Source organism: Agromyces albus (assembly GCF_030815405.1).
Classification (GTDB): Bacteria; Actinomycetota; Actinomycetes; order Actinomycetales; family Microbacteriaceae; genus Agromyces; species Agromyces albus_A.
Genome location: NZ_JAUSWX010000001.1, coordinates 2,676,900 through 2,701,722 on the forward strand (window position 1 = coordinate 2,676,900; position 24,823 = coordinate 2,701,722).

The following is a 24,823-nucleotide window of genomic DNA, read 5'->3' on the forward strand; positions in this document are numbered from 1 at the left end:
GTGTTACGCGTCGACGAGCGCGGTGCCGAGGGGCATCCGCACCGTGATGGTCGTGCCCGCCCCCGGTGGGCTCTCGATCTCGATCCTGCCGCCCACCGCGTCGACCCGGTCGGCGATGCCCACCATGCCGCTGCCATCGGGCGAGGCCCCGCCGACCCCGTTGTCGCGCACGACGAGCTCGAGCTCGCCGTCGCGCACCTGCGCGCGCACCCATCCCCGCGTCGCACGCGAGTGCTTCGCGACGTTCGCAAGCGACTCGGCCACCACGAAGTACGCGGTCGACTCGATCACCTCGGGCAACCGCCCCTCGGCCTGCACGTCGATCTCCACCGGAACGGGGCAGCGACCCGCGAGCTCGGGGACGGCGAGCGCGAGCCCGCCCGAGCTGAGCAGGCTCGGATGGATGCCGTGCGCAAGCTCGCGAAGCTCCTTGAGCGCCAGGTTGAGCATCGCGATCGTGTCCTCGAGGTCTGCCGCGAACCCGTCGTCGCCTGCGCTCCGCGCATCGTTCGCGGCGAGCCGCAACCGCATGCCGAGTGAGACGAGCTGCTGCTGCGCGCCGTCATGCAGGTCGCGCTCGATGCGGCGACGGGCCTCGACGCCCGCCTCGACGATGCGGCTGCGCGACTGGCGCACATGCTCGAGGGTGCGTTCGATCTCCGACCGGAGGCGGCCGTTGTCGACCGAGAGCCGGAGCGCGCTCGAGACACCGTCGAGCAGGCGCATGTTGTCGGTGAGCACGCGGTCGTGGCGGATGAGGGCGATCGGCATCCCCGTCGGCGAAGCGACCGGGAGCAGGCTGTGGTCGCCACGCCGGTCGGCCGGGTCATGGTCGATCGGCTCCCCCGCGGCATCCGCGTACCTGCCGCGCTCCTCGTCCCACCAGTACACGCGCACCGACGCGTCCCGCAGGGTGCGGGCGAGCGATTCCGCCCAGAGGCCGCGGTCGGCGCCCTCCCTTGTGATGCGCATGAGGTCGGCGACGCGCGCCCGCATGTTGCGCGCATGCGCGATTCCCGCGACGAAGCTCACCGGAATCGACGCGATCGCGATAAGTGAGACGGTCGAGAGCACCTCGTCGGCCGTCGCCGCGGCGGCGTAACTGACCGCCTGGGCCGCGAGCGTGATGACCCACGCGAGCAGTGCGAGCGGCATGAGGAAGGCCACGGTGCGTGCCGGCACGCTGCCGCGCATCCAGCTCACGAGCAGCCTGGCCGCGATCACGAGGGCGAGGGTGACGCCGACGATGCGGTAGCCGATGTCGATGAACCCGAATACGGCCGGAAGCTCGGCGATGCGATAGGGATTCGGCGCACACTCGCACACGGCGGGGTCGGGGCCGGCGAGCAGCAGCACGGCGAGGAGGTTCACGATCGAGGCGGCGAGCGCGATGCCGGCGATCCACCGGTCGACGCGGCCCATCAGCCACCCTCTCGGATAGAGGAGCACGAGGATGCCAGTGAGCACCGCCCAAGCGAGGTCGACGCCCCGCACGACCGGCCAGAGCCATCCGAGCTCCTCGATGACCCGGTAGAAGGTCTGCGGAATCCACAGGAGGGGAAAGATCACCATGAGGCGCGCCGGCACGAGTGCCGAGCCGATGCCCCAGGCCACACCCGCGGATGCCGCGAACACGAGCGGCACCATCGCGTGCAGCGTCGTCCACGACGCCTCGGGGCGCTCGCCGTCGGGCGTCGCGAGGAATCCCGAGATCTCCATCGCGAGGCTCACCGCGACGACCGCGACGATGACCGCCGAACGCTTGACGATCCGGCCCTTGCGGCCGGGAGCCATCACCTCGCGCCGAGGAGCGTGAGCACAGCGAGCACGCGGCGGTGGTGCTCGGGCGACTCCTCGAGGTCGAGCTTCTGGAGGATGCTGCGCACGTGCGTCTCCACCGTCTTCAGGCCGAGGAACAGGCTCTGGGCGATGCCGCCGTTCGAGTAGCCCTGGGCCATGAGTTCGAGCACGGAGCGCTCACGCTCGGTGAGCCGGGAGAGCGGATCGTCGGCGCGCGTGCGCTTCACGAGCTGCTCGACGACCTCGGGATCGACGACCGATCCGCCCGACGCGACGGTCTCGACGGCGCGCACGAGGGTCTGCGGCTCCGAGACCCGTTCCTTCAGGAGGTATCCGGTGCCGCTGCCGGCTCCCATCACCCGCAGGGCGTACTCGGGAGTGGCGTACATCGAGAGCAGGAGCACGCCGATCTTGGAACCGCCGGCTCGCATCTGCTCGAGCGCGACGATGCCCTCGTCGCGGTAGCTCGGCGGCATCCTGATGTCGAGCACCGCGGCATCGAGTCCGCCGCGATTCGCGACCTCGAGCAGCTCGGCACCCGTGCTGACGGACGCCACGACCTCGATGCCGCCGTCGGCGAGCACCTTCGCGATGCCCTCTCGAAGAAGCAGGGCGTCGTCGGCGATCGCCACGCGCAGTGGTTTCGGGGCCCCTTCCATCGCATTCTCCGTTCAGGGCGTGCGGGATCCTGTCGGGTCAGGCCCGCTTGTCGCGACTCTACCGCTTTCGGAGGGAGGCGCGTCCGCCCAGTTCTGGGGGTACCCTGATGCGTCGGCAGCGGTGTTCATGCCACGCTGGACACGCCACGTGCGCGCCCAGCCGAGCGCACCCGCAGCCGCCCCCGCCGCTCGTCCGCGAAGGCCCCCAATGGCCGAGCACGACGCGCATGCCCGACCGAGGAGTCCCGATGCCGCGAACCGATACCGCCGGGTCAGTGCCGGCCGACGACGTACGGGCGACGCCCGCTCCGCCGCGGCCGATCCGCCTCATCACCGTCTCCGCCGACCAGCGGCTCGACGACGTCGTACGCGCCCACGACGCGACCCCGGCTTCGGGCCGTACGCTCCGCGTGGCCCTCGCGATGCGCGGCGGCGTGAGCCTTGCCGTCTGGATCGGCGGTGCCGTCGCCGAACTCGACCTGCTGCGCCGCATCCGCCTCTACGATCACGGCGACGAGACGCTCGCGTTCGTGCTCATGACGGCGAAGTCGCCCCTCACGCCGCCGGTGCTCGAACGCATCAAGGTCTACGCGCGCCTCATGGACGCGGCGCGCTACGACCGGGTCGAGTTCGACCTCCTCGCAGGCGCGAGCGCCGGTGGCCTGAACGCCGTCGTCTATTCAGTCGCCCAGCGAGCCGGCACCGGGCTCGACTCGCTCCTCGACACCTGGAGCGAGGTCGGCGGCTTCTGGGGCCTGCTGCACCCGCCCGGCTCCCGGGGCATCCGTGCGCTCATGCAGGGCGAGGCCTATTTCCGTGCACGCACGCACGAGAAGCTGAGCACCCTGTACGAGACCACCGACCGCCATCCCGACCTCGTCTCCGAGTACACGAGCGTCGACCTGTCGGCCACCCTCATCGACGCGAGCGACGAGTTCGAGGAGGACGTGAACGAGGGTCGCGGCCACTTCCGCTTCGTCGGCTCCGACGATCACGCACTCGACAACCTCATCCCTCGCCGGCACAGCTTCGACTACCCCGGCAAGGCGCACGACGACGACGTCCACCTCGGCCATCTCGCCCTCGCCGCCCGCTCGACGTCGTCGCTGCCCGGCGGATTCGAGCCGGCCGAGATCGACTCGACCGTCGGACGCGCGGGCGTCGAGCCCCGTGACATGCGCTTCGCGTTCGGCGTGCACCGCACCGCACCGCTCACCCCGTATCGCATCGTCGACGGAGCGGTCTTCGACAATGTGCCGATCGAGCGCGCGCTGCGTGCGGCGAAGCTCCGCCGATCCGATCGCCTCGCCGATCGCGCGATGATCTTCCTCGACCCCGAGCCCGATGCGCCGCTCGGCGGCACGGCGCCGTGGGACCCGAACGCGAACCGGTTCTTCCGGGCCATCGGCGCGATGCTCTCGCGGCAGTTCCGGCGCGAGTCCGTCGCACGCGAAGCGGCCGAGCTGCAGCGATTCAACGCCGCACGACTCATCGAGTCGGGCCGGCGCGAGAGCGCCGCCTCCCTCATCGCGACGGCGCCATGGGACGCCGAGGCCCGCGTCGCCCGCAGGCGGGCCTACCTCCGCTCCCTCGGCACGACGCTCGCCGATCATCTCGCCGAGGCCGTCTCACTGCCCTCCGCCTGGCAGCTCCAATCGTCGCTCTCCGAGCGCCGGCGCTACCTGCCGATCGACCGGGTCTCGCTCGCGGGGCTGCCCGCGCACGCGGTCGCCCGGTTCGAACGCGCGTCGGCAGAGAATTCGCAGGCCGCCTCGCGATCCGTGCTGGCGCTCGCGGATGCCGCGAACTGCGTGCTCTCGTGGGCGCGAGCGCTCGAGGCGGTGCCCGAGTCGCCAGACTCCCGGCGGCACATCGCCCTCACCGAGGTGCGCGAGCCCGCCTACGCGGCACTCGCCGACGCCACCCGTTCCCGCGACGCCCTCACCGCGCTCGTGCTGGATCGCACGCAATCGCTCGCCGAGCGCCGGGCCGTTCCGCGGGGCGAGGACTTCGACGACTGGCTCGACGCGTGGTTCGCGGCATCCGATGCGATCGACACGGATGCGCACTGGCGAGCGCTCGATGCCGCGATCTCACGGCTCGCGAGCGCGACGAAGAAGCTCGACCGCACCATCCGCTACTACGACCACGCCACTCGCCGCACGTGGACGGAGTCCCCGTGGAGCGCCCTCGGTCGCGTGCCCACCCTCTACGCCGTCGACCTGCCCCCCGTCATGAACGCGGGCGGCATCCCCGCCGCGCTCTCGAGCATCCGGTACTGGAGCATCGGGGTCGACGAGGAGCCCGACCGACCGGCGAGCTTCGCGACCCTCGTCGCCGACCGGAAGTACGCCGTGCTGCAGAAGCTGATGCGCGCCTCGACGCTCAAACCCGACGACGTCGCCGAGCGACTGAACGAGGCGGCCGACCACGTGGTGCTCGACCGCCAGGCGAAGCTCGCCGGCTACGGCTTCGGGAACTTCCTCGGCTTCCTCGCCCGAGAGTGGCGAGTGAACGACTGGTGGTGGGGGCGGCTCGACGCGTCGGCGGGCATCGTGCGCTTCCTCACCGCGACGGTGACGGGAGCGCCCGATCCGGCACGTGACGTGCGCGTCGTGCAGGATGCGGTGCTCGAGGAGTCCGATGACCCACGCCACGTCGAGGCGCACGTGTCTGCGCTCGAGGCGGAGGCGACCAAGCCCGACACGTCCTCCTCGTCGCCCCCGTCGGCCCCGTCGGCGCACCCGGCGGCCGGCCGCTGGGCCACACCCGCCGCCGTCGCCGATCATCGCGCCGCCGTCGAAGCCGCTCGTGCCCGCCGTAGGGTGCGCCTGCGCGCGGGCACCGACACCGTCTGGAACCTCGACCCCGGCTACCGATTCGCGATCGCCTCACGCGCCGTGCGTCTCATCGACCGCGTGGCCGTCTCCCCCGTGAGTCGCGTGATCGCCATCGGTGCGGGTGCCGTGCTCGCCGCGCTGCGCCCCATCCTCGTCGCGCTGCCGACCCTCATCGACCCGCCGCGGCTCGCGCTCATCGCGGGCTTCGTGGCCGCGGCCGCGTGGCTCACGAGCTGGAAGGCCGTTCCGCAGGAGATCGCGTGGGTGCCCTTCGGCATCGCGATGGCGATCTGCGGCGTGCTGCTCGCCCTGCTCGTGGCCGGCGTCGTGCAAGCGAGGCTCCGGTGGAGCGCCGTCAGGCGCGCGAGCGACGGCGAGCTCGCCGATCTCGTCGGGCATGCCGCGCTGCGGGCGTGGCGGCCGACCCTGCTCTACGGCGTCGTCGCGATCCTGAGCCTGTTCCCGCTCGCGTTCTCGATCTACCAGTCGAACACGCTCATGACCGTCCTCTGCCTCGGCGTGAGCGGCGCGCTCGTCGCCACGACGAGCCGCGCCGCGACGTCGGTGCGGCGCACCGATGTGCCGGGCCGACGGCTGCGGGTCTGGCTGATGCTGGGCACGTTCGCCGTGCTCGGCGGTCTCCTGCCGCTCACGCAGTTCCTCATCGGGCAGACCTCAGGGCTGCTCGACCCAGGGCCAGAGTGGTTCCTGCCGATCCTCGTCGCGAGCGGCAGCGCCGTCGCGATCGTGCTCACGTACGACTGGCTGCCGATCACCGGCACCCGCCTCTCGGTCTCGCGCGGCGTCAACTGGCTCACGATCACGATCGCCTCGGCCCTCGGCGGCTGGGCGGCATCGTTCCTCGTCAACGAGCTCGACGCGCGGCTCGAGCCGTTGCTCCAGCACACGCTGGAGGCGGCCGCGTTCGTCGTCGCCTGGGCGAACATCGTCTGGTGGCTGCCCGAGGCCCGCGCCGCCGAGGCGGAGATCGACGAACGCGATCGCGTGGTGCGCGCGCCGCTCGACTGAGCAGACACGCGCACCACACCTCACCTCACCTCACCTCACCTCACTTCACCTCACACGAGCGAGTCGCGCCAGGCCGCGTGCAGCGCGGCGAAGCGGCCCGATCCCCCGATGAGGTCGGAGGGAGTGCCGTCTTCGACGATGCGGCCGTGCTCCATGACGAGCACCCGGTCGGCGATCGCGACCGTCGAGAGGCGGTGCGCGATGATCACCGCCGTGCGGTCGGCGAGGAGTGTCGTGAGCCCCTCCTGCACGAGCCGTTCACTCGGGATGTCGAGCGACGACGTCGCCTCGTCGAGGATGAGCACCGCGGGGTTCGCGAGGAACGCGCGCGCGAACGAGATGAGCTGGCGCTGACCCGCGCTCACGCGCCCGCCGCGCTTGTTCACGTCGGTGTCGTAGCCGTTCGGCAGGCTCTCGATGAACTCGTGCGCTCCGACGGCCTTCGCGGCGCGCACGATCTCGTCGGACGTGGCATCGGGCTTGCCGAGCGCGATGTTGTCGGCCACCGACCCCGAGAACAGGTAGGCCTCCTGCGTGACCATCACGATCGCGCGCCGCAGGTCCTTCGGATGCAGCGACCTCAGGTCGATGCCGTCGAGCTCGACGACCCCGTCGCTCGGGTCGTAGAACCGCGCGAGGAGCTTCGCGAGCGTCGACTTGCCCGCGCCGGTCGACCCGACGAGCGCGATCGTCTGCCCGGCCGGCACGTCGAGATCGAAGCGCGGCAGGATGACGCGATCCTTCGTGTACGCGAACTCGACGGCCTCGAAGCGCACGTGCCCGTCGGCGTTCCACAGGTCGACCGGATGCCGCGGCTCGGGCACGCTCGGCTCCTCTTCCAGCACGCCCGAGATCTTCTCGAGCGCCGAGGCGGCCGACTGGTACCCGTTGTAGAACATCGCCATGTCCTCGATCGGGTCGAAGAACCGCTTCGTGTAGAGGAGCGCTGAGAGGAGCAGGCCGATCGCGAGCTCACCCTCGACCACGCGGAATCCGCCGACGACGAGCACCGCCGCGACGCATGCGTTGCCGATGAGCAGCAGGCCCGGGTCGTAGATGCCGAAGAGCTGGATCACGCGGGCATTGACGTCGCGATAGTCCTCTACGAGCTCGCCGTACGCCTTCTCGTTGCGCCGCTCCTTGCGGAACGCCTGCACCGCCCGGATGCCCGTCATCGACTCCACGAAGTGCACGATGAGCTTCGCCGAGGCGACCCGGGACTGGCGGAACAGCTTCTGCGAGCGCACCTGGAACCAGCGCGTGAGCACCGTGAGCGGGATGAGCGCGCCGAGCAGCACGAGCGCCGACGTCCAGTCGAGCAGCACGAGGGCGATCGCCGTGAACGACATGTAGAGGACGCCGCGCACGAGCTGGTTGATGCCCTCGTCGAGCAGCTCGCGGATCGCATCGAGGTCGCTCGTCTGTCGCGAGATGATGCGCCCCGAGGTGTACGACTCGTGGAACTCGAGCGAGAGCTTCTGCGTGTGCAGGAACACCCGCGTGCGCAGGTCGAGGAGCACCGCTTGGCTGATTCGAGTCGAGAGCCGGATGTACCACGCGATGAGCAGCGCTCCCGAGGCGGCCGTGAGCAGGTAGGCGACCCCGGCGAAGCCCACCGGCAGCCAGTCGCCGTCGAGCAGGGCCGGCAGGCCGCGGTCGATGCCGAATCCGATGAGCGCAGGCCCGGCGACCTGCGCGGCCGTCGAGACGAACACGACGATCATCGTGAGCCACAGTCGCAATCGCAGCGGCCGCAACAGGGAGCCGAGCAGGCGCAGCGATCGTGCACGCACCTGCTTCGACTCGGCTTTGGTGAAGTCGTTGCGCTCCTCACCTTCGACGCCGATGACGCTCATCGGTTCGCCTCCTCTCGTTCGATGGGTCCGGTCTCGGTCGATGTGTATTCGGCGGCATCGGATTCGATGGGATCGGATGCCTCAGCGGCATCCGTCACGAGGAGATCGGATGCCTCGGCAGCCTCGCGCCGCACTTCGTCTTCGAGGCTCGAGATGACGAAGGCGTAGTGCTCGTTCTCTCGCAGCAGCTCGGAGTGGGTGCCGACCGCGGTGATGCGGCCCTCCTCGAGGAGCGCGACGCGATCGGCGAGCATGACGGTCGAGGGGCGGTGCGCGACGATGAGGGCGGTCGTCGAGGCGAGCACTCGGCGCAGCTCGGCCTCGACGCGCGCCTCGGTCGCGACGTCGAGCGCCGAGAGCGGGTCGTCGAGCACGAGCACTGCCGGCGATGCCGCGACCGCGCGAGCGAGCGCGAGCCGCTGACGCTGCCCGCCCGAGAGGCTCATGCCCTCTTCGCCGACCTTCGTGTCGACGCCGTCGGGCAGGTCGTAGACGAACGAAGCCTGCGCGATGCTCAGTGCCTCGTCGAGCACGCGCTCGGCCTCGGCGGCGAGCGCCGGGTCGTCTTCGCCGAATTCGGGACGGCCGAGCAGCACGTTCTCGCGCACCGAGGCGCTGAACAGCGTGGCATCCTCGAACGCCATGGCGATGTGCGTGCGGAGCTCCTCGCGGGTGAGCGCCCGGATGTCGACGCCGTCGAGGGTGATCGAGCCCCCCGTGACGTCGTAGAGCCGGGTGGTGAGCGCGGTCAGCGTCGTCTTGCCGCTCCCGGTGAGGCCGACGAGGGCCATCGTCTCGCCGGGCTCGACGACGAGGTCGATCCCGTCGAGGAGGTCGCCGAACCGCTCGGGCGAGTCCTGGTAGCGGAAGCGCACGCCTGAGAACGCGAGCTCGCCGAGCGGCTGCTCGACCGAGACGGGGCGCTCGGGGTCGGTGATCGCGTTCTCGCTGTCGAGGATGTCGAAGAAGCGATCGGTCGCCGTGCGTGCGTCGAGCGAGAACGCGAGCAGGAACCCGATCGACTCGATCGGCCAGGCGAGCACGGTGGCCGTCGCGAAGAACGCGACGAGCTCGCCGACGGTGAGCACGCCTTGCGACGCGAGCCACACGCCGAGCACGAGGCATCCGGCGAGCGCGACGGCCGGGACCAGGATGATCCATGCCCAGATGCTCGCCTCGAGCCGCGCCTTCTCCATCTCAGTGCTGCGCAGCGACTCGGCTCGGACGCGGAAGCTCGACAGTGCGTGCTTGCCGCGGCCGAAGGCCTTCAGCACGCGGATGCCGTGCACCGACTCCTCGACGGCGGTCGCGAGGTCGCCCGCCTGGTCCTGGCTGCGCCGGGAGACCTCCGAGTAGCGGCCCTCGAACCGGAAGCCGATGATCCAGAGCGGGATCGAGCACACGAGGAACACGACGCCCAGCATCCAGTTCATGGAGATGAGGATGCCGAGACCCACGACGATCACGATGAGGTTCACGACGAGCAGCACGAGCCCGAACGACAGCCACCGGCGGATGAGGCCGAGGTCGCTCATGGCTCTCGAGAGCAGCTGCCCGCTCGGCCAACGGTCGTGGAAGCTCACCGGCAGGTCCTGCAGCTTCGCATAGAGCGCGTTGCGCATGCTCGCCTCGACCTTGGTGCCCGGTGTGAGCACGAACCAGCGGCGCAGGGCGATCATCACGGCCTCGAGCACGCCGAGTCCGAAGACGAGCCCGGCGAGCGGCCAGATCGCGCTCGCGTCGCCGTCGGAGAGCGGGCCGTCGACGACGGCCTGCAGCACTTGCGGAATCGAGAGCGCGATGAGCTGCGAGGCGAGCGAGGCGCCCATGCCGGCGGCGATCGCGGGGAGCGCCGGCCGCGCGTACTCGCGGAGCCGGAACAGCGCCCGCACGGCGCTCGTGCGCTCGGCGGGTTGATCCTTGTTGTGAGGGGTGGCTGACAAAGCCGTTTCCTTCCGGAAGTGCGCCGAGCACACGCAAGAAGCGTCGATCGGACGAGATCAGAACGAGTGGACGCGTGAAGTCGCGTCGGATGCGGGGCTACCGCGAGACGGGCCGGCTGAGCCGGCGGACGGGCCTGGTGCTACCCGGCGATCCGATCGGAGAGGAGCGCCGGGCTGGCAGCGCCGTCGACCGCGATCGTGCGGGCGTTGGTGTCTGTCTGCATGGTGTCCTCCTGCGTCGTTGACTGATCATCCCCAAGGCGACCGGATTTCTCACGGCAGCCAGCCCTACAGCCTATGGGTACAGCTTCGTCGCGTGCAAGAGTCTTGGCGAGACTGTTCCGAATCAGTCTGCGAGCGAGCGAGACTCGCTCAGCGCACCCGCACCGACAGGCACGTGACGCAGCCCTCGAGCTTCTCGAACTCACTGATGTCGACGGTGACCACGCGGTAACCGAGGCTCGAGAGCATCGCCGCCGTCTGCGGCGCCGCCGCCGACATGAGCAGGGACTCTCGGGAGAGCTCGACGACCGCGACGCCCTCGGGCTCGGGAACGGCGATGAACCGCGGAAAGAGGCTCTCGACCTCGAGGAGCGCGGGGTCGCCGATGATCGTGCCGTCGGGCAGCGCCGTCGCTGCGCTCTTCAGGTGCAGCGCCTTCGTGATGGGCACCGCGACCACGGTGTAGCCGTGGGGGTTGAGGAGCCACCGCAACTGGCGAATGCCCTCGGCGTTCGTGCGCGACGATGCCCCCACGTAGACCGTGGATTCGACCTTCAGCACGTCGCCGCCGTCGAGCGTGCCGGGCAGCTCGATCCGCTCCACCGTGACGCCGGGGATCGCCCGCACCGCGCGCTCGACCGCCTCGACCTCAGGGCGCCGCGACACCGCGCCCGGGTTCGCGATCACGGCGAGGTCGCCGAACATGACGACGGCGTCTTCGACGAAGACCGAGTCGGCGAGCTCGGGTGCGGCGTCGACCTCGATGGTCTCCCAGCCCTCGGCGACGAGCGCCGCGCAGTAGTTGTCCCATTGCTCGTCGGCACGCGCCTTGTCGACCGGCTGCCGCTCGAGATGCGTGAGCTCGCCCTCGTCGAGGTTCGAGGCGGGGATGCGCACGAGCGCGATCTGCCGCGGCGGTCGAGCCGGCGCGAACGCCAGGATTCCATGCAGCACCCGCGGAGCGAGGAAGACCTCGGCGGCGATCGCCGCGAGGATGAAGATGAGGTTGAAGCTCACGAGCGAGGCGAGCACGGCTTCGAAGATGCGCGGGGTGAACGGATTGCCGCCCGCGCTCACGGTGGCCGTCGTGGCGAACAGGGCGGCGAGGCACGCGGAGACGAGGCCGGCGATCGCGGCGAGGAACCACGAGCGGGTCGCGCCGATTCCGTTCGCCACCGAGAGCAGCACCCACACCACGAGCGCCGCGAGCCCGAAGTGGCCGAACAGCTGCGGGACGATCTCGGGCGACTGGCCGTTGCCGATGAAGAAGGCGAGCACCGCCACGGCCATCGCCGTGATCGCGACGACCCCCGCCGAGATGAGCACCGCCACCGTCTGCCGCCACGGTGTGATAGCCGGCGTGTACCGGGCCGTGGCGGACAGAGGCGGCGAGGCGGGGGACGTCATGGCACGAGCCTATCGGCCGGTGCCGACCCGTCAGCGCGCGGCGTCGAGGCGATCGCGGGCGAGTCGTTCAGCCGCCTCGAGGGGGGTCGAGCCGTTCGCACCGGCGCCGCGGAGCACCGCGGCGACGGTGTCGCCGATGCCCTCGATGCGCGCGTCGAGGCGTGCCTGGTCGACGCCCGGCACACCGGCCATGTCGAGGTATATCACGCCGCCGGCGTTCACGACGAAGTCGGGTGCCCAGACGATGCCACGGCGCTGCAACATCGTCGCGACGTCGCGAGCGGCGAGCTGGTTGTTCGCCGCTCCGACGACGGCACTCACGCGAAGGTCGCGAGCGACGTCGGGCGTGAGTACGCCGCCGAGTCCGCACGGCACGAACACGTCGGCCTCGACGAGGTGTGCATCGCCCGGTTCGACCCATTCGGCGCCGAGTTCGTCGGCGAGCGCCCGCTTGCCCTGAGCGACGTCGGTGACCGTGAGCCGGGCTCCCGCGGCGGCGAGGCTGCGAGCGAGGCGTCCGCCGACCTGGCCGAGTCCCGCTACAACGAAGTGCCGGCCGGCGACCTCGGGCGATCCGAAGACGTGGTCGAGGGTCGCGAGGATCGATGCGTACACGCCGGCCGCAGTGGCATCCGCCGGCTCGCCGACGCCGCCCTGCTCGGGCGGGAGCCCGCAGACGAACTCGGTGCGCTCGTGCACGACCGACATGAGCTCGGCGCTCGTGCCGACGTCTTCGGCGGTCATGTAGGCGCCGCCGAGCGACTCGACCGCGTCGCCGAGATCGAGCATGGCGTCGCGTGTGCGCGCCTCGTCGAGGGTGACCCCCGCGGGAATCGCGATCACGGCCTTGCCGCCGCCGCGCGCGAGACCGGCTGCGGCGTTCTTCAGCGTCATCGCCTGCGAGAGGCGGAGGGCGTCGGCGAGGGCGTCGGTCCAGTGCCCATAACGCCAGAGCCGGGCGCCGCCGAGAGCCTGGCCGAGCCGCGTCGAGTGCACGGCGACGATGATGGTGAGACCGGAGCGCGGACCGTGGGTGATGAGCACCCGTTCGTGCTCGGGGGCTTCCGTCGGCAGTTCTGCGCTGACCTCGGGCGCAGGGGCCGGGGCATGGGTGATCGTCATCGATCGTTCTCCTTGTTCAACCGCCTCGTGAGCGGAACCGGTGCCCGCGCCTCGTGAGCGCGGGTTCACTTAAGGGTACCGCCGCGCGAATGCGTCCACGAGCATGAGCGCGAGCCCGCGGTGATCAGTGGAAGAAGTGCCGCTCGCCCGTGAAGTACATGGTGACCCCCGCCGCACGCGCCGCGTCGACGACCTCCTCGTCGCGCACCGAACCGCCCGGCTGCACGACCGCGCGCACGCCGCCGTCGATCAGGATCTGCAGGCCGTCGGCGAACGGGAAGAAGGCGTCGGATGCCGCGACCGACCCCGCGGCCCGCTCCCCCGCGCGCTCCACCGCGAGCTTGCACGAGTCGACTCGGTTCACCTGTCCCATGCCGACGCCCACCGAGGCACCGTTCGAGGCGAGCAGGATGGCGTTCGACTTCACCGCGCGGCAGGCGCGCCATGCGAACTCGAGGTCGGCGAGCGTCGCCTCGTCGGCGGGCTCCCCCGCGGCGAGGGTCCAGTCTGCGGCAGGCGCGAAGTGCCGATCTGCCTGCTGCAGGAGCATCCCGCCCGAGACCTGCCGCAATTCGATCGCGGTCGGGACGAAGCCCTCGGGAAGGGTCAGCAAGCGCAGGTTCTTCTTCTTCGTGAGCACCTCGAGTGCCTCGGGCTCGAAGCCGGGAGCCACGAGCACCTCGGTGAAGATGCCGGCGACCGTCTCGGCCATCGCCCGCGTGACGACGCGGTTCGCGGCGATCACGCCGCCGTAGGCCGACACGGGGTCGCACTCATGGGCACGCTGGTGCGCTGAACCGATCGGGTCGGATGCCCCGGGCGACGCGACCGCGATGCCGCACGGGTTCGCGTGCTTGATGATCGCCACGGCCGGCTCGTCGAAGTCGAAGGCGCTGCGCACCGCGGCATCCGCATCGACGAAGTTGTTGTACGACATCTCTTTGCCGTGCAGTTGCGTCGCCTGGGCGATGCCCGGCCGGCCTCCCTGCGAGGCGTAGAGCGCCGCGCGCTGGTGCGAGTTCTCGCCGTAGCGCAGGTCGGCGTCTTTCGTCCACGTGCCGCCGACCCACGCGGGGAAGGGCGACTCCTCAGCGGGCTGGTCGGGTGCGACGACACTGCCGATGTACGAGGCGACCGCGACGTCGTACGAGGCGGTGTGCCGGAACGCCTCGCGCGCGAGGTCTTTGCGCTGCGCGAGCGTCGTGCCGCCGGCGGCGACCGCCGCGATGATCTCGTCGTAACGGCCGGGTGAGACCACGACGGCCACGTTCGCGTGGTTCTTCGCCGACGCCCGCACCATCGCAGGCCCGCCGATGTCGATCTGCTCGATGACAGCGTCGGGTTCCGCACCTGCGGCCACGGTCTCGGCGAAGGGGTACAGGTTGACGACGACGAGCTCGTAGGGCTTGATGCCGAGTTCGGCGAGCTGCGTCTCGTGGTGATCGAGTCGCAGGTCGGCGAGCAGGCCGGAGTGCACGGCCGGGTGCAGCGTGCGAACTCGCCCATCGAGGTGCTCTGGATAGCCCGTGACCTCGGACACCTGGGTGACCGGGAGTCCGGCGTCGGCGATGGCCTTGCCGGTGCCGCCCGTCGAGACGATCTCGACGCCGGCGCGCACGAGCGCGGTGGCGAGCTCGACGAGTCCGCTCTTGTCGCTCACGGCGACGAGCGCCCGCCGCACGGGCACGGGGTCGCGATCGCGATAGAGGCTCGGGTCGTGGCTGGGACCGCTCATGATCGTGCGATTTCCTTCAGGTCGAGGTGCGAGTTGGCGATGTCGAGCACGGCCTGGATGAGCAGGCGCCGCTCGACGGGCTTGATGCGGTCGTGGAGACTCGACTCCGTGTCGCCCGGGAGCACCGGGATGCGCTCCTGCGCGATGATCGGGCCGCCGTCGACGGAGTTGTCGACGACGATGAGGCTCGCGCCGGTCTCGGTGACGCCTGCGGCGAGCGCGTCGCGCACGGCGTGCGCGCCCGGGAACTCGGGCAGGTAGGCCGGGTGCGTGTTGATGAGGTATGGCGCGAACGCGTCGACGACCGCGGGCGGCACGAGCCGCATGAGGCCCGAGAGCACCAGGAGATCGGGCTCCCACTGGCGCACCTGCTCGATCAGCGCCGCGCCCCACGCGTCGCGATCGGGATACGCGGTGAACGGCACCGTGAACGTGGGGATGCCGAACTCCTCGCCGAGGGCGAGGCCGTCGGCTTGGCGGTCGGCGCCGACCGCCACGACGCGAGCGGGGAACTCCGCGTCTTCAGAGGCTTCGAGCAGGGAACGGAGGTTCGACCCTCCGCCCGAGATCAGCACGACGAGCTTCTGCACCCTCAGAGCCTACCGGCTGGCCGGAGGCCGCTCAGCGCTCGGCACCCCAGATGAACTCACGCTGCGGAGCCGGCTCCTCGGGGTCGCCGGGCCGGCCTGCCCGATCGCGCGGACCGGGTTCGTCGCCGGGGGCGATTCCGCGCGCCCTGGCCGCGTAGCTTCCGACGATCGCCCCGACGCCGACCGTCACGGCGGCGACCCCCGCGACCGCCCACGCGTTGGGGCCGACCTCGGCGAGGCGACCGGGTCCGGCGGCACCGCCCGACCACCACGCGAGCATCCCGAGCACGAGCGCAGCGACTCCGCCCGCACCGGCGCCCACGGCGAGCGGATGCCACCACGAGACGCCGGCGCCGTGCGCCGCTCGCGGCCCGTGAACCTCGTGACGCAAGGCAGCGTCTGGGAAGGCGAGCCACGCCCCGACGAAGCCGAGCAGCACCGGCGCGATGAGCCAGAGGCCACCGAGGGCCACCACATCGGTCGGCAGCGCCCCGAGGAGCGGGATGCCGGGCACGGGCCCGAGCAGGGTGCCGCCCGGTGACACGGCCGTGCCGGCGCCGATCGCGAATCCCGGGCCGAGCAGCCACGCGGTCGCCCAGACGACGAGGTTGGGCACGAACGCGAGCTCGCCGACCGTGAGGGCGATGCCACCGTCGATGCCCGCACCGAGCGCCTGGTACAGCCCGGCGATCGTCGCGTAGTCGAGGGCGACGAGCACGGCCACGAGCACGGCGCCGAGCGCGAGCACGCCGAACGCCGCTCCGGCTCCGATGCGCACCGCCACACGCGCACCCGCGACGAGGGCCGGCGGGAACGCGGCGAGACGGCCGCGCACGACGACGCCCGCGGCATCCGTCACCATGCCGGCTCGATGCGACTCGGCAGCGGCGCCGATGACGCCGCCGAGTGCCATCGCGAAGGCCGGGAGGAGCGCACCCTGCCACAGCGAGGGCCGAGCACCGTCGATTCCGGCCGCGAGGGCGAGCCCGGCGCCGACGACCGCGTAGACGAGCGTCGCCGACAGCCCGCCGGTGACCGAGTGCCCGCCGGCGGCCGCTCGCCGGCCGATCCGCAGGCCGAAGACGACGGAGAGGAGCGCGAAGCCGAGGAGCGCGATCGTGATCGTGAAGGGATCGCCCGCTGCCGGCAGTCCGGTGCGCGCCGCGGTCACCGCGTCGAGCTGCAATTCGAGGTCGACCCCGTGGCCGAGCAGCCACACGTCGGCCGCGGTTCGGAGGAACACCGTCACATCGACCGAGAGCCCGAAGTGCACCGCCCAGAGCAACATGAGGGGCACGAGCACGATGCCCAAGCCGATGAGGGCCGCGACGGATGCCTCGAGTGCGGCCAGCAGGGCGATCGTCGTGCGTCTCATTCCTCCGGGAGCTTAGCCCGGCTGACGCCGCTCAGTGGGCACGACGTGCGGCAACCGGCACTCCGGTGGTTGAGGAGCGCCGGGCGCAGCCCGACGCGTATCGAAACCACCCGCCAGGGCAAGGTGGTTTCGATACGGTCCTTCGGTCCTACTCAACCACCGGACGGGACGTACCTCAGAGCGCGGCGTAGACCTCGCGGAGCAGCGTCGCCGTCTCGGAGGGCGTCTTGCCGACCTTCACGCCGGCGGCCTCGAGGGCCTCCTTCTTCGCCTGGGCGGTGCCCGCCGAGCCGGAGACGATGGCGCCCGCGTGGCCCATGGTCTTGCCCTCGGGGGCGGTGAAGCCCGCGACGTAGCCGACGACGGGCTTCGTGACGTTGGCCTTGATGAAGTCGGCCGCGCGCTCCTCGGCGTCGCCGCCGATCTCGCCGATCATGACGATCGCCTTCGTCTCGGGGTCGGCCTCGAACGCGGCGAGCGCGTCGATGTGCGTCGTGCCGATGATGGGGTCGCCGCCGATGCCGATGGCCGTCGAGAAGCCGAGGTCGCGCAGCTCGTACATCATCTGGTACGTGAGGGTGCCCGACTTCGAGACGAGGCCGATGGGGCCCTTGCCGGTGATGTTCGCCGGGGTGATGCCGACGAGCGACTCACCGGGGCTGATGATGCCGGGGCAGTTCGGCCCGATGATGCGGGTCGTGCCGCTCTTCTCCTTGGCGTAGGCCCAGAACTCGGCAGAGTCCTGCACGGGCACGCCCTCGGTGATGATGACGAGGAGGGGGATCTCGGCGTCGATGGCCTCGACGACGGCGTCTTTCGTGTACGCCGGCGGAACGAAGGCGATGGAGACATCCGCCCCGGTCTGCGCGATCGCCTCGGCGACCGTGCCGAAGACCGGCAGCTCGACGGGGTTGCCGTCGTTGTCGGTGTGCAGCACGGTGGTGCCGGCTTTGCGGGCGTTCACGCCGCCCACTACCTGGGTGCCCGCGGCGAGCATGCGTGCCGTGTGCTTCGAGGCCTCGCCGCCGGTGATGCCCTGGACGATGACCTTGGAGTCCTTGTTCAGAAAGATCGTCATGTCTTCGAATCCCTTACTACGCGGCGTTCGCCAGCTCGGCGGCCTTGTCGGCGCCCTGGTCCATGTTCTCGGCGAGCGTCACCAGCGGGTGGTTCGCCTCGGCGAGGATGCGGCGACCCTCTTCGACGTTGTTGCCGTCGAGTCGCACGACGAGCGGCTTGTTCGCGGCGTGCCCGAGCTCGGCGAGCGCGCCGACGATGCCCTTCGCGACCTGGTCGCACGCGGTGATGCCGCCGAAGACGTTGACGAACACGCTCTTCACCTGCGGGTCGCCGAGGATGACGTCGAGGCCGGCGGCCATGACCTCGGCCGAGGCTCCGCCGCCGATGTCGAGGAAGTTGGCGGGCTTCACGCCGCCGTGGTTCTCGCCGGCGTAGGCGACCACGTCGAGCGTGGACATGACGAGGCCCGCGCCATTGCCGATGATGCCGACCTCGCCGTCGAGCTTCACGTAGTTGAGGTCGGCGGCCTTCGCCTTCGCCTCGAGCGGGTCGGCCGCGGCCTTGTCTTCGAGCAGGGCGTGACCGGCGTGGCGGAACTCGGCGTTCTCGTCGAGCGTGACCTTGCCGTCGAGTGCGATGACCTCGCCGTCTTCGGAGAGGATGAGCGGGTTCACCTCGACGAGGGTGGCGTCTTCTTTGTCGTACACCTCGTAGAGCTTCACGAACACGTCGGCGACCTTGTCGACGAGGTCGGCCGGGAAGTTCGCGGCCACGGCGATCTCGCGGGCCTTCTCGAGCGTGATGCCCGCAACAGGGTCGACCTCGATGCGAGCGAGCGCCTCGGGCCGCTCGACCGCGAGCACCTCGATCTCGACGCCGCCCTCGACGCTCGTGAGCGAGAGGTACGAGCGGTTGGCCCGATCGAGCAGCACCGAGAAGTAGAACTCCTGCGCGATGCGCGCTCCGCCGGCGACCATGACCCGCTTGACCACGTGTCCCTTGATGTCGAGGCCGAGGATGGCCTTGGCCGCCTCGTACGCCTCGTCGGGGTTCTTCGCGACCTTGACGCCGCCCGCCTTGCCGCGGCCACCGGTCTTGACCTGCGCCTTCACGACGACGACGCCGCCGAGCTTCTCGGCCGCCGCTCGCACCTCATCGGGGGTGTCGGCCACGATGCCCGGAAGCACCGGAACCCCGTAGTGCTCGAACAGGTCTCTGGCCTGATACTCGTAAAGATCCACGCTCTCTACTTCCAATCGATCCGCACGCGCGGTCGCGCACAGGGGCTGTTGGGTGGTGGTGGCCCGGGCCGTGCCGATTCATCTCGACGTCAAGATACGCGGGCCGACGACCATGGTACTCCCCCTCAACGAGGGGTCCGAACCGGAATGCACAGCCGCCAGGCTGCTGGCGACGCCGCGAGCCCGGTGCGAGACTGGCCGCATGACGCACCCGCGGGAACCGATCCACCGCACCGACCCGCACGAGGCCGCAGTGCACGTGAAGCTCAACTGGCTGCGCGCCGGGGTGCTCGGCGCGAACGACGGCATCGTCTCCGTCGCGGCGCTCGTCGTCGGCGTCGCCGCTGCGACGACGGAGGTCGGGGCCATCCTGGTGGCGGGCGTGGCAGCCGTGGTGGCCGGTGCGATCTCCATGGGACTCGGCGAATACGTGTCGGTCTCGAGCGCGCGCGACACCGAGCGCACGCTCATCGCGAAGGAGCGCTGGGAGCTCGAGACCATGCCGCAACAGGAGCTCGCCGAGCTTGCCGCGCTCTACCGTGGCAAGGGACTCTCCGCCGGCACCGCCGAGACCGTCGCGCAGGAGCTCACGGAGCACGACGCGCTCGCCGCGCACCTCGAGGTGGAACTGCACATCGCCCAAGACGAGGTCGTGAACCCGTGGCACGCCGCCGGGGCATCCGCTCTCTCATTCCTCGTCGGTGCGGTGCTGCCGATGCTCGCGATCCTGCTGCCGCCGCCCGAGTGGCGGATCGCGACGACGTTCATCGCGGTGCTCGTCGCCCTCGCCATCACCGGCTGGCTGAGCGCGTGGATCGGTGGCAGCCCGAGGCTCCGCGCCATCCTGCGCGTGACCGTCGGCGGCGGGCTCGCGCTCGCGGTGACCTGGACGATCGGCGCCCTGCTCGGCGTGGCCGTGTAGCGATGTCCGACCAGGCCGAGGTGCGGATCGGGATCTCCGGCTGGCTGTACCCGCCGTGGCGCGGGAAGTTCTACCCGAAGGGCGTGCGTCAGGCCGACGAGCTCGAGTACGCGTCGCGACACGTCACGTCGATCGAGGTCAACGGCTCGTTCTACTCGCTGCAGAGGCCGGCGAACTGGGTCAGGTGGCGCGACGCCGTGCCGGCCGACTTCGTCTTCGCCGTGAAGGGACCGCGGTTCATCACCCACCTCAAGCGGCTCCGCGACGTCGACGCGCCGCTCGCGAACTTCTTCGCCTCGGGCGTGCTCGCCCTCGGCCCGAAGCTCGGACCGGTGCTCTGGCAGCTGCCGCCGAACCTCGCGTTCGACGAGGGGCTCCTCGACGCGTTCCTCGCCAAGCTGCCGCGAACGCACGGCGACGCCGCGGCACTCGCGCGCCACCGCGACCGGCGGATGACGGGACGCAGCGCCTTCGCCCTCAACGCGCCGGCCGACCGCATCCTTCGGCACGCCTTCGAGGTGCGGCATCCGAGCTTCGAGACGGATGCCTGGCGGTCGCTGCTCGCGCGTCACCGCGTGGCATCCGTCGTCGCCGACACCGCCGGCAAGTTCCCGCGCCTCGACTGGGTGACCGCCGACTTCGCCTACGCCCGCCTGCACGGCGAGAAGGAGCTGTACACCTCGGGCTACGACGAGGAGTCGCTCGAACGGTGGGAGGCCTGGGTGCGGTCGCACCTCGAGGCCGGCCGCGACACGTTCGTGTACTTCGACAACGACGTGAAGGTGCGGGCGCCGTTCGACGCGATCGCACTCATCGAGCGGCTGTCGGCGTGACGCAGGCCCGCGACGGGCACCCCGGACACCCTCCATCTCATTCGATCGATGGTGCACGATAGGGAGATGGGCATGGACTCGGATCGTGTCGTACCCGAACTCACGGACGCGCAGTGGGATCGCCTCGTGCGGTACGGCGTGCCCGCCGACGTGGCCGCCGGGGAGATCCTCGTCCGGTCGGGCGACCGCTGGTACGACCTCATCCTCATCGAAAGCGGTGAGGTCGAGGTCGTCCGCGACGCCCTGCCGTGGGTCGGCGAAACGGTCATCGCGGCGATCGGAGAGCGAACCTTCTTCGGCGAGCTCGGCCTGCTCAACGGACAGCGCGCCTTCCTGACGGCGCGCGCCTCCAAGCCCGGCCGAATGCTCCGCGTCGACCATGCGGCGCTGCAGCGGCTCATGGCCGAAGACGACGAGCTCTGCGACATCCTGCTGCGCACCATGTGGGCTCGGCGCGAAGCCCTGCGAAAGGGTCCGGCGGCGCTGACGCTCAAGATCATCGGCACGTCCCGTTCGGCGGGCTCCCATGCGCTGCGCCGATATGCCGAGCGACTCGAGCTCGCCTACACCTGGGTCGATGCCGACGACCCGGCCACGTCGGCGTCGCTCACCGGCCACGGCTTCACTGCTGACGACCTGCCGGTCGCCATCGTGCAGGGCGAGAACGTGCTCGGGGCGACTCCCGGGCAGGTCGCCGAGATGCTCGGCCTGGCCTACGTGAACGACGACGAGCGGGCGGCCGACCTCGCGGTCGTCGGCGGCGGTCCGGCGGGTCTGGCCGCGGCGATCTACGGGGCATCGGAGGGCCTGCGCACGGTGCTGCTCGACTCGATCGCGCCGGGCGGGCAGTCCGCCGCCACGTCGCGCATCGAGAACTACCTCGGCTTCCCCTTCGGCGTGAGCGGCGATGCGCTCACCGGTCAGGCGTCGCTGCAGGCGCTCAAGTTCGGCGTGCGCGTGTTCGCGCCGTGCGAGGCGGCCGGGCTCGAGTGGTCGCCTGATCCGCTCACGCTGTCACTGTCCGACGGCACGCTCGTTCGCGCGAGGGCGGTCATCGTCACGACCGGCGCGCAGTACCGCACACTCGAGCTCGATCGCTGGGCGCAGTTCGAGGGAGCGGGAATCTTCCACGCGGCGACGGCGCTCGAGCTGCGCCAGGTGACCGGTGCGCCGGTCGTGGTCGTCGGCGGCGCGAACTCGGCCGGGCAGGCGGCGCTCTACCTCGCGGCGAACGGATGCCCCGTGCGACTCGTCGTGCGTTCCGAGAACCTGTCGACGCAGATGTCGAGCTACCTCATCGAGCGGCTCAGCGAGGACCCGCGAATCGAGGTGCACACGCGCACCAGCGTCACCGAGCTGCACGGCGACGCTGCGCTCGAGCAGGTCACGCTCGCGGGCGGCACGAACGCCACGGTCGACTGCCGAGGCCTCTTCTGCTTCATCGGTGCCCAGCCGGCGACCGACTGGATCACCCAGCTCGACCGCGATGAACACGGATTCGTGCGCACCGGAACCGACATTCAGCTGCTCGGTCCGATGTGGGAGGGGCTGCACCGCTCGCCGCTGCCGTTCGAGACGAGCCTTCCCCGCGTGTTCGCGGCCGGCGACGTTCGGCGCGGGTCGATGAAGCGGGTCGCGGCGGCCGTCGGTGAAGGCTCGAGTGCGGTCGCATCGGTGCACCGCGCCCTCGCCGAGGTGTCGGAATGAGCGTGCTCGCGCCGCCGCCGTCGGGAACCGGATGCATCGAGTGCCTCGCTGGCGGAGGCTGGTGGTTGCACCTGCGGCGCTGCATCACGTGTGGCGAGATCCGGTGCTGCGACTCCTCCCCCGCCCAGCACGCCTCGGCGCACGCGCGGGACGCAGGCCACCCGGTCGCCACCTCGTTCGAGCCGGGCGAGGACTGGTTCTGGAACTACGCCGCCGACGCGCCGGCCCAGCCCGTTCCGCTCTCACCACCCATGTCGCGTCCCGAGGAGCAGGCGTCGCCCGGCCCCGACGGACGCGTGCCCCGCGATTGGCGCCGGCTGTTGCACTGAGCGGCGACGCGCCTCAACCCTGCGCCAGCAGTGCACGCTCGGCCATCGTGACGAGGCGCGCTGCGGTGTCCTCCGCACTCAGACCTCGCCCCGTGTACAGCTGGTCGAATGTCTCGAAGCTCGTGATGACCCAGAGGATGTCGGTCGCCTCCGCGACCGTGACATCCGGATGCAGGTACCCCTGCTCGCCGAGCCGCCGTGCCATCCACTGCTGCCCCTCGGCCCGGCCACGCTCGACCACTTCGAAGGCGCGGCGCACGGCCTCGGGCTCGAGGGACCACATCGAGTAGATCGTTCGGCTGACGTCGCGCTCGGCTGCGTACACGCTTGCCGCCGCCCGTAGGGACTCGCGCATCGCGTCGCGTGGGTCGGGCAGCGCGACGGCATCGATGATCCGCTGGAAGCCGCCCCGCTCGAGCAGGTCCTGGCCGAGCGCCTCGAAGAGCCCCGCCCTCGTGCCGAACACGAGGTACACGGTCGAGCGGGCGACGCCGGCCTCCTGCGCTACGCGCTCCACGCTCAACGCCTCGCTGGGAGCCGCGCGCAGCCGGTCACGCATCGCATCGAGAATCCGGCGTCGCGTCTCGTCGGCCGCCATGGCGCGTGCCTGCTGGGTGTACTTCCGCTTCGTCACGAGGAACATCCTAGTTTCACTTGACACCACGTCCGACAAAAGACACACTGTCTATTGAAAGACACCCTGTCCGATGAAAAACTCCCGAAGGATCCGCGTCATGCACACCACCGCAACGCCCACCGTGGTCGTCGTCGGAGCCGGCCCCGCCGGGCTCACGGCCGCGATCGCCCTCGCACGCCTCGGCGTCCGCACGCTCGTGGTCGAGCGCCGCGCCGCCCTCTCCGCCTTCCCACGCGCGACCGGCGTCAACCTGCGCACGATGGAGCTGATCCGCGCTTGGGGTCTGGAGGCCGCCGTCCGCGCCGGCGCGATCGATGGCAGCCCGACCGGTTGGGTCGGTCGCACCCTCACGTCGGTGGAGGGCACTGAGATCTCGATGGGATTTCCGTCAGCCGCGGTCGCGGCCTCGCTCAGCCCGACGACCGGCGTCATCGCCCCGCAGGACCACCTCGAACCCGTGCTCATGGAGCACCTGCTCTCACTGCCGGGCACGTCGGTCCGGCTCGGTACCGAGCTGGTCGCGATCGACCAGGATGACCACGGCGTCACCGTGACGCTTCGCGACGGCGATGAGACGTCGACCCTGCGCACCGAATACGTGATCGGCGCCGACGGCGCCCACAGTGCGGTTCGTCGCCACGCCGGGATCGCGATGCAGGGGCCCGGCGATCTGGGCGCCTATCTCGCCGTGCTCTTCCGGGCGCCGATCGCCGACCTCTTGGGCGACCGTCGCCACGCGCTCTACATGCTCATGCGCCAAGGGCCGCCGTGGGTGGTCCTCCCCACCGACCAGCGCGACCGCTGGGTCTTCTCCATGACCTGGGATCCCACGCGCGAGTCACGGGCCGACTACCCTCCGGAGCGTCTCGTGGAACTCATCCGCGCAGGCGTCGGGGTGCCCGACCTCGAGGCCGAGATCGCCTGGACCGGTGACTTCACCTTCACCGCCCAGATCGCAGAGCGCTATCGTGAGCGACGCGTGTTCCTCATCGGCGACGCCGCGCACCGGATGACCCCGCGCGGTGCCGCCGGGATGAACACCGCGATCCACGACGGGTACGACCTCGGCTGGAAGCTCGGCTGGGTCCTGCGCGGCTGGGCCAACGAGTCGCTGCTCGACTCGTTCGAGGCCGAGCGCCGGCCTGTGGGCCTGCGGAACATGGAGCGATCGGCGAACGAGTCGGAGCGACGCGACGTCTCGCTGGACTACCTCGACGACATCGCCGACCGCATCCCCCACACGTGGCTGCCCGATGGGCGCACCTCCACCCTCGACCTGCTCGGAGAGGGGCTGACCATGTTCGCGGGCCCGCGGGCGCACGTGCCGCAGACCCAGACGCACGACATCACGGTCGCCGTCCACGTCGTCGACCCGGCGACCGCCGACGTCTTGCAGCTCGGTGTCGACGGCCTGCTCCTCGTGCGGCCCGACGGCCGACCGGTCGCTCGCTGGGCCTCGTCGACCGACGCTCCATCGATCTCAACGGCCATTACCGAAGCAGCCAGGGGAACGACCCGCCTCGCCCTGGCCCGAGCCGCGTAGGAGGCTCGAGGGC

At 70.7% G+C, this 24,823-nt stretch carries 18 protein-coding genes; 6 read left to right on the forward strand and 12 right to left on the reverse strand.

Annotation, left to right across the window (positions count from 1 at the left end):
* Positions 1-3 precede the first annotated feature (3 nt).
* Together QFZ29_RS12575 and QFZ29_RS12580 are read right to left on the reverse strand one after the other, a co-directional pair.
* The gene (locus QFZ29_RS12575) at positions 4-1,794 is read right to left on the reverse strand and encodes a sensor histidine kinase (RefSeq protein ID WP_306894423.1); all 1,791 of its coding nucleotides are present in this window, start codon (positions 1,792-1,794) and stop codon (positions 4-6) included.
* Positions 1,794-2,459 carry a response regulator transcription factor gene (locus QFZ29_RS12580; protein WP_306894424.1) on the reverse strand — a complete coding sequence of 222 codons (666 nt, stop codon included), beginning with the start codon at positions 2,457-2,459 and terminating at the stop codon, positions 1,794-1,796. The genes QFZ29_RS12575 and QFZ29_RS12580 overlap by 1 nt, the downstream gene beginning before the upstream one ends.
* Before the next feature lie 248 nt (positions 2,460-2,707).
* Here QFZ29_RS12580 and QFZ29_RS12585 point away from each other — a divergent pair, with 248 nt between their 5' ends.
* Positions 2,708-6,328, forward strand: a complete 3,621-nt coding sequence (locus tag QFZ29_RS12585) for a DUF3376 domain-containing protein (protein ID WP_306894425.1) — start codon at positions 2,708-2,710, stop codon at positions 6,326-6,328.
* 50 nt (positions 6,329-6,378) lie between these two features.
* Here QFZ29_RS12585 and QFZ29_RS12590 read toward each other — a convergent pair whose 3' ends face one another.
* The 9 genes from QFZ29_RS12590 to sucC form a co-directional block, all read right to left on the reverse strand.
* The gene (locus QFZ29_RS12590) at positions 6,379-8,184 is read right to left on the reverse strand and encodes an ABC transporter ATP-binding protein (protein WP_306894426.1); all 1,806 of its coding nucleotides are present in this window, start codon (positions 8,182-8,184) and stop codon (positions 6,379-6,381) included.
* Entirely contained in the window at positions 8,181-10,127 is a 1,947-nt protein-coding gene (locus QFZ29_RS12595; protein WP_373426210.1) for an ABC transporter ATP-binding protein, read from the reverse strand. The genes QFZ29_RS12590 and QFZ29_RS12595 overlap by 4 nt, the downstream gene beginning before the upstream one ends.
* Before the next feature lie 372 nt (positions 10,128-10,499).
* Positions 10,500-11,756 carry a dimethylargininase gene (ddaH, locus tag QFZ29_RS12600; protein WP_306894427.1) on the reverse strand — a complete coding sequence of 419 codons (1,257 nt, stop codon included), beginning with the start codon at positions 11,754-11,756 and terminating at the stop codon, positions 10,500-10,502.
* A gap of 30 nt (positions 11,757-11,786) precedes the next feature.
* A complete protein-coding gene (locus QFZ29_RS12605; protein ID WP_306894428.1) occupies positions 11,787-12,878 on the reverse strand; it encodes a Glu/Leu/Phe/Val dehydrogenase family protein in 1,092 nt (363 codons plus the stop codon).
* Positions 12,879-13,002: 124 nt separating this feature from the next.
* Entirely contained in the window at positions 13,003-14,613 is a 1,611-nt protein-coding gene (gene purH / locus QFZ29_RS12610; protein ID WP_306894429.1) for a bifunctional phosphoribosylaminoimidazolecarboxamide formyltransferase/IMP cyclohydrolase, read from the reverse strand.
* Positions 14,610-15,203 carry a phosphoribosylglycinamide formyltransferase gene (gene purN, locus QFZ29_RS12615; RefSeq protein WP_306894430.1) on the reverse strand — a complete coding sequence of 198 codons (594 nt, stop codon included), beginning with the start codon at positions 15,201-15,203 and terminating at the stop codon, positions 14,610-14,612. Before purN ends, purH begins: the two co-directional genes overlap by 4 nt.
* A gap of 31 nt (positions 15,204-15,234) precedes the next feature.
* Positions 15,235-16,578, reverse strand: coding sequence for a cell division protein PerM (locus tag QFZ29_RS12620; protein WP_306894431.1), 1,344 nt, complete (start codon positions 16,576-16,578; stop codon positions 15,235-15,237).
* A 175-nt stretch (positions 16,579-16,753) separates the two neighbouring features.
* The gene (gene sucD / locus QFZ29_RS12625) at positions 16,754-17,656 is read right to left on the reverse strand and encodes a succinate--CoA ligase subunit alpha (protein ID WP_306894432.1); all 903 of its coding nucleotides are present in this window, start codon (positions 17,654-17,656) and stop codon (positions 16,754-16,756) included.
* A gap of 16 nt (positions 17,657-17,672) precedes the next feature.
* Positions 17,673-18,839 (reverse strand): ADP-forming succinate--CoA ligase subunit beta, encoded by a 1,167-nt coding sequence (gene sucC, locus QFZ29_RS12630; protein WP_306894433.1) that lies wholly within the window; start codon positions 18,837-18,839, stop codon positions 17,673-17,675.
* A gap of 202 nt (positions 18,840-19,041) precedes the next feature.
* Here sucC and QFZ29_RS12635 point away from each other — a divergent pair, with 202 nt between their 5' ends.
* The 4 genes from QFZ29_RS12635 (at position 19,042) to QFZ29_RS12650 (ending at position 22,630) form a co-directional block, all read left to right on the forward strand.
* Positions 19,042-19,761 carry a VIT1/CCC1 transporter family protein gene (locus QFZ29_RS12635; protein ID WP_306894434.1) on the forward strand — a complete coding sequence of 240 codons (720 nt, stop codon included), beginning with the start codon at positions 19,042-19,044 and terminating at the stop codon, positions 19,759-19,761.
* A 2-nt stretch (positions 19,762-19,763) separates the two neighbouring features.
* Positions 19,764-20,594 carry a DUF72 domain-containing protein gene (locus tag QFZ29_RS12640; protein ID WP_306894435.1) on the forward strand — a complete coding sequence of 277 codons (831 nt, stop codon included), beginning with the start codon at positions 19,764-19,766 and terminating at the stop codon, positions 20,592-20,594.
* A 72-nt stretch (positions 20,595-20,666) separates the two neighbouring features.
* Positions 20,667-22,301 carry an FAD-dependent oxidoreductase gene (locus QFZ29_RS12645; RefSeq protein WP_306894436.1) on the forward strand — a complete coding sequence of 545 codons (1,635 nt, stop codon included), beginning with the start codon at positions 20,667-20,669 and terminating at the stop codon, positions 22,299-22,301.
* Positions 22,298-22,630: a UBP-type zinc finger domain-containing protein gene (locus QFZ29_RS12650; protein ID WP_306894437.1), complete on the forward strand. Its 333-nt coding sequence runs from the start codon at positions 22,298-22,300 to the stop codon at positions 22,628-22,630. Before QFZ29_RS12645 ends, QFZ29_RS12650 begins: the two co-directional genes overlap by 4 nt.
* 13 nt (positions 22,631-22,643) lie before the next feature.
* Here the strand turns inward: QFZ29_RS12650 and QFZ29_RS12655 are convergent, their stop codons facing one another.
* Positions 22,644-23,264, reverse strand: coding sequence for a TetR/AcrR family transcriptional regulator (locus QFZ29_RS12655; RefSeq protein WP_306894438.1), 621 nt, complete (start codon positions 23,262-23,264; stop codon positions 22,644-22,646).
* A 100-nt stretch (positions 23,265-23,364) separates the two neighbouring features.
* On the opposite strand from QFZ29_RS12655, the gene QFZ29_RS12660 reads away from it, so the two are divergent.
* Positions 23,365-24,810 (forward strand): FAD-dependent monooxygenase, encoded by a 1,446-nt coding sequence (locus QFZ29_RS12660; protein ID WP_306894439.1) that lies wholly within the window; start codon positions 23,365-23,367, stop codon positions 24,808-24,810.
* Positions 24,811-24,823 lie beyond the last annotated feature (13 nt).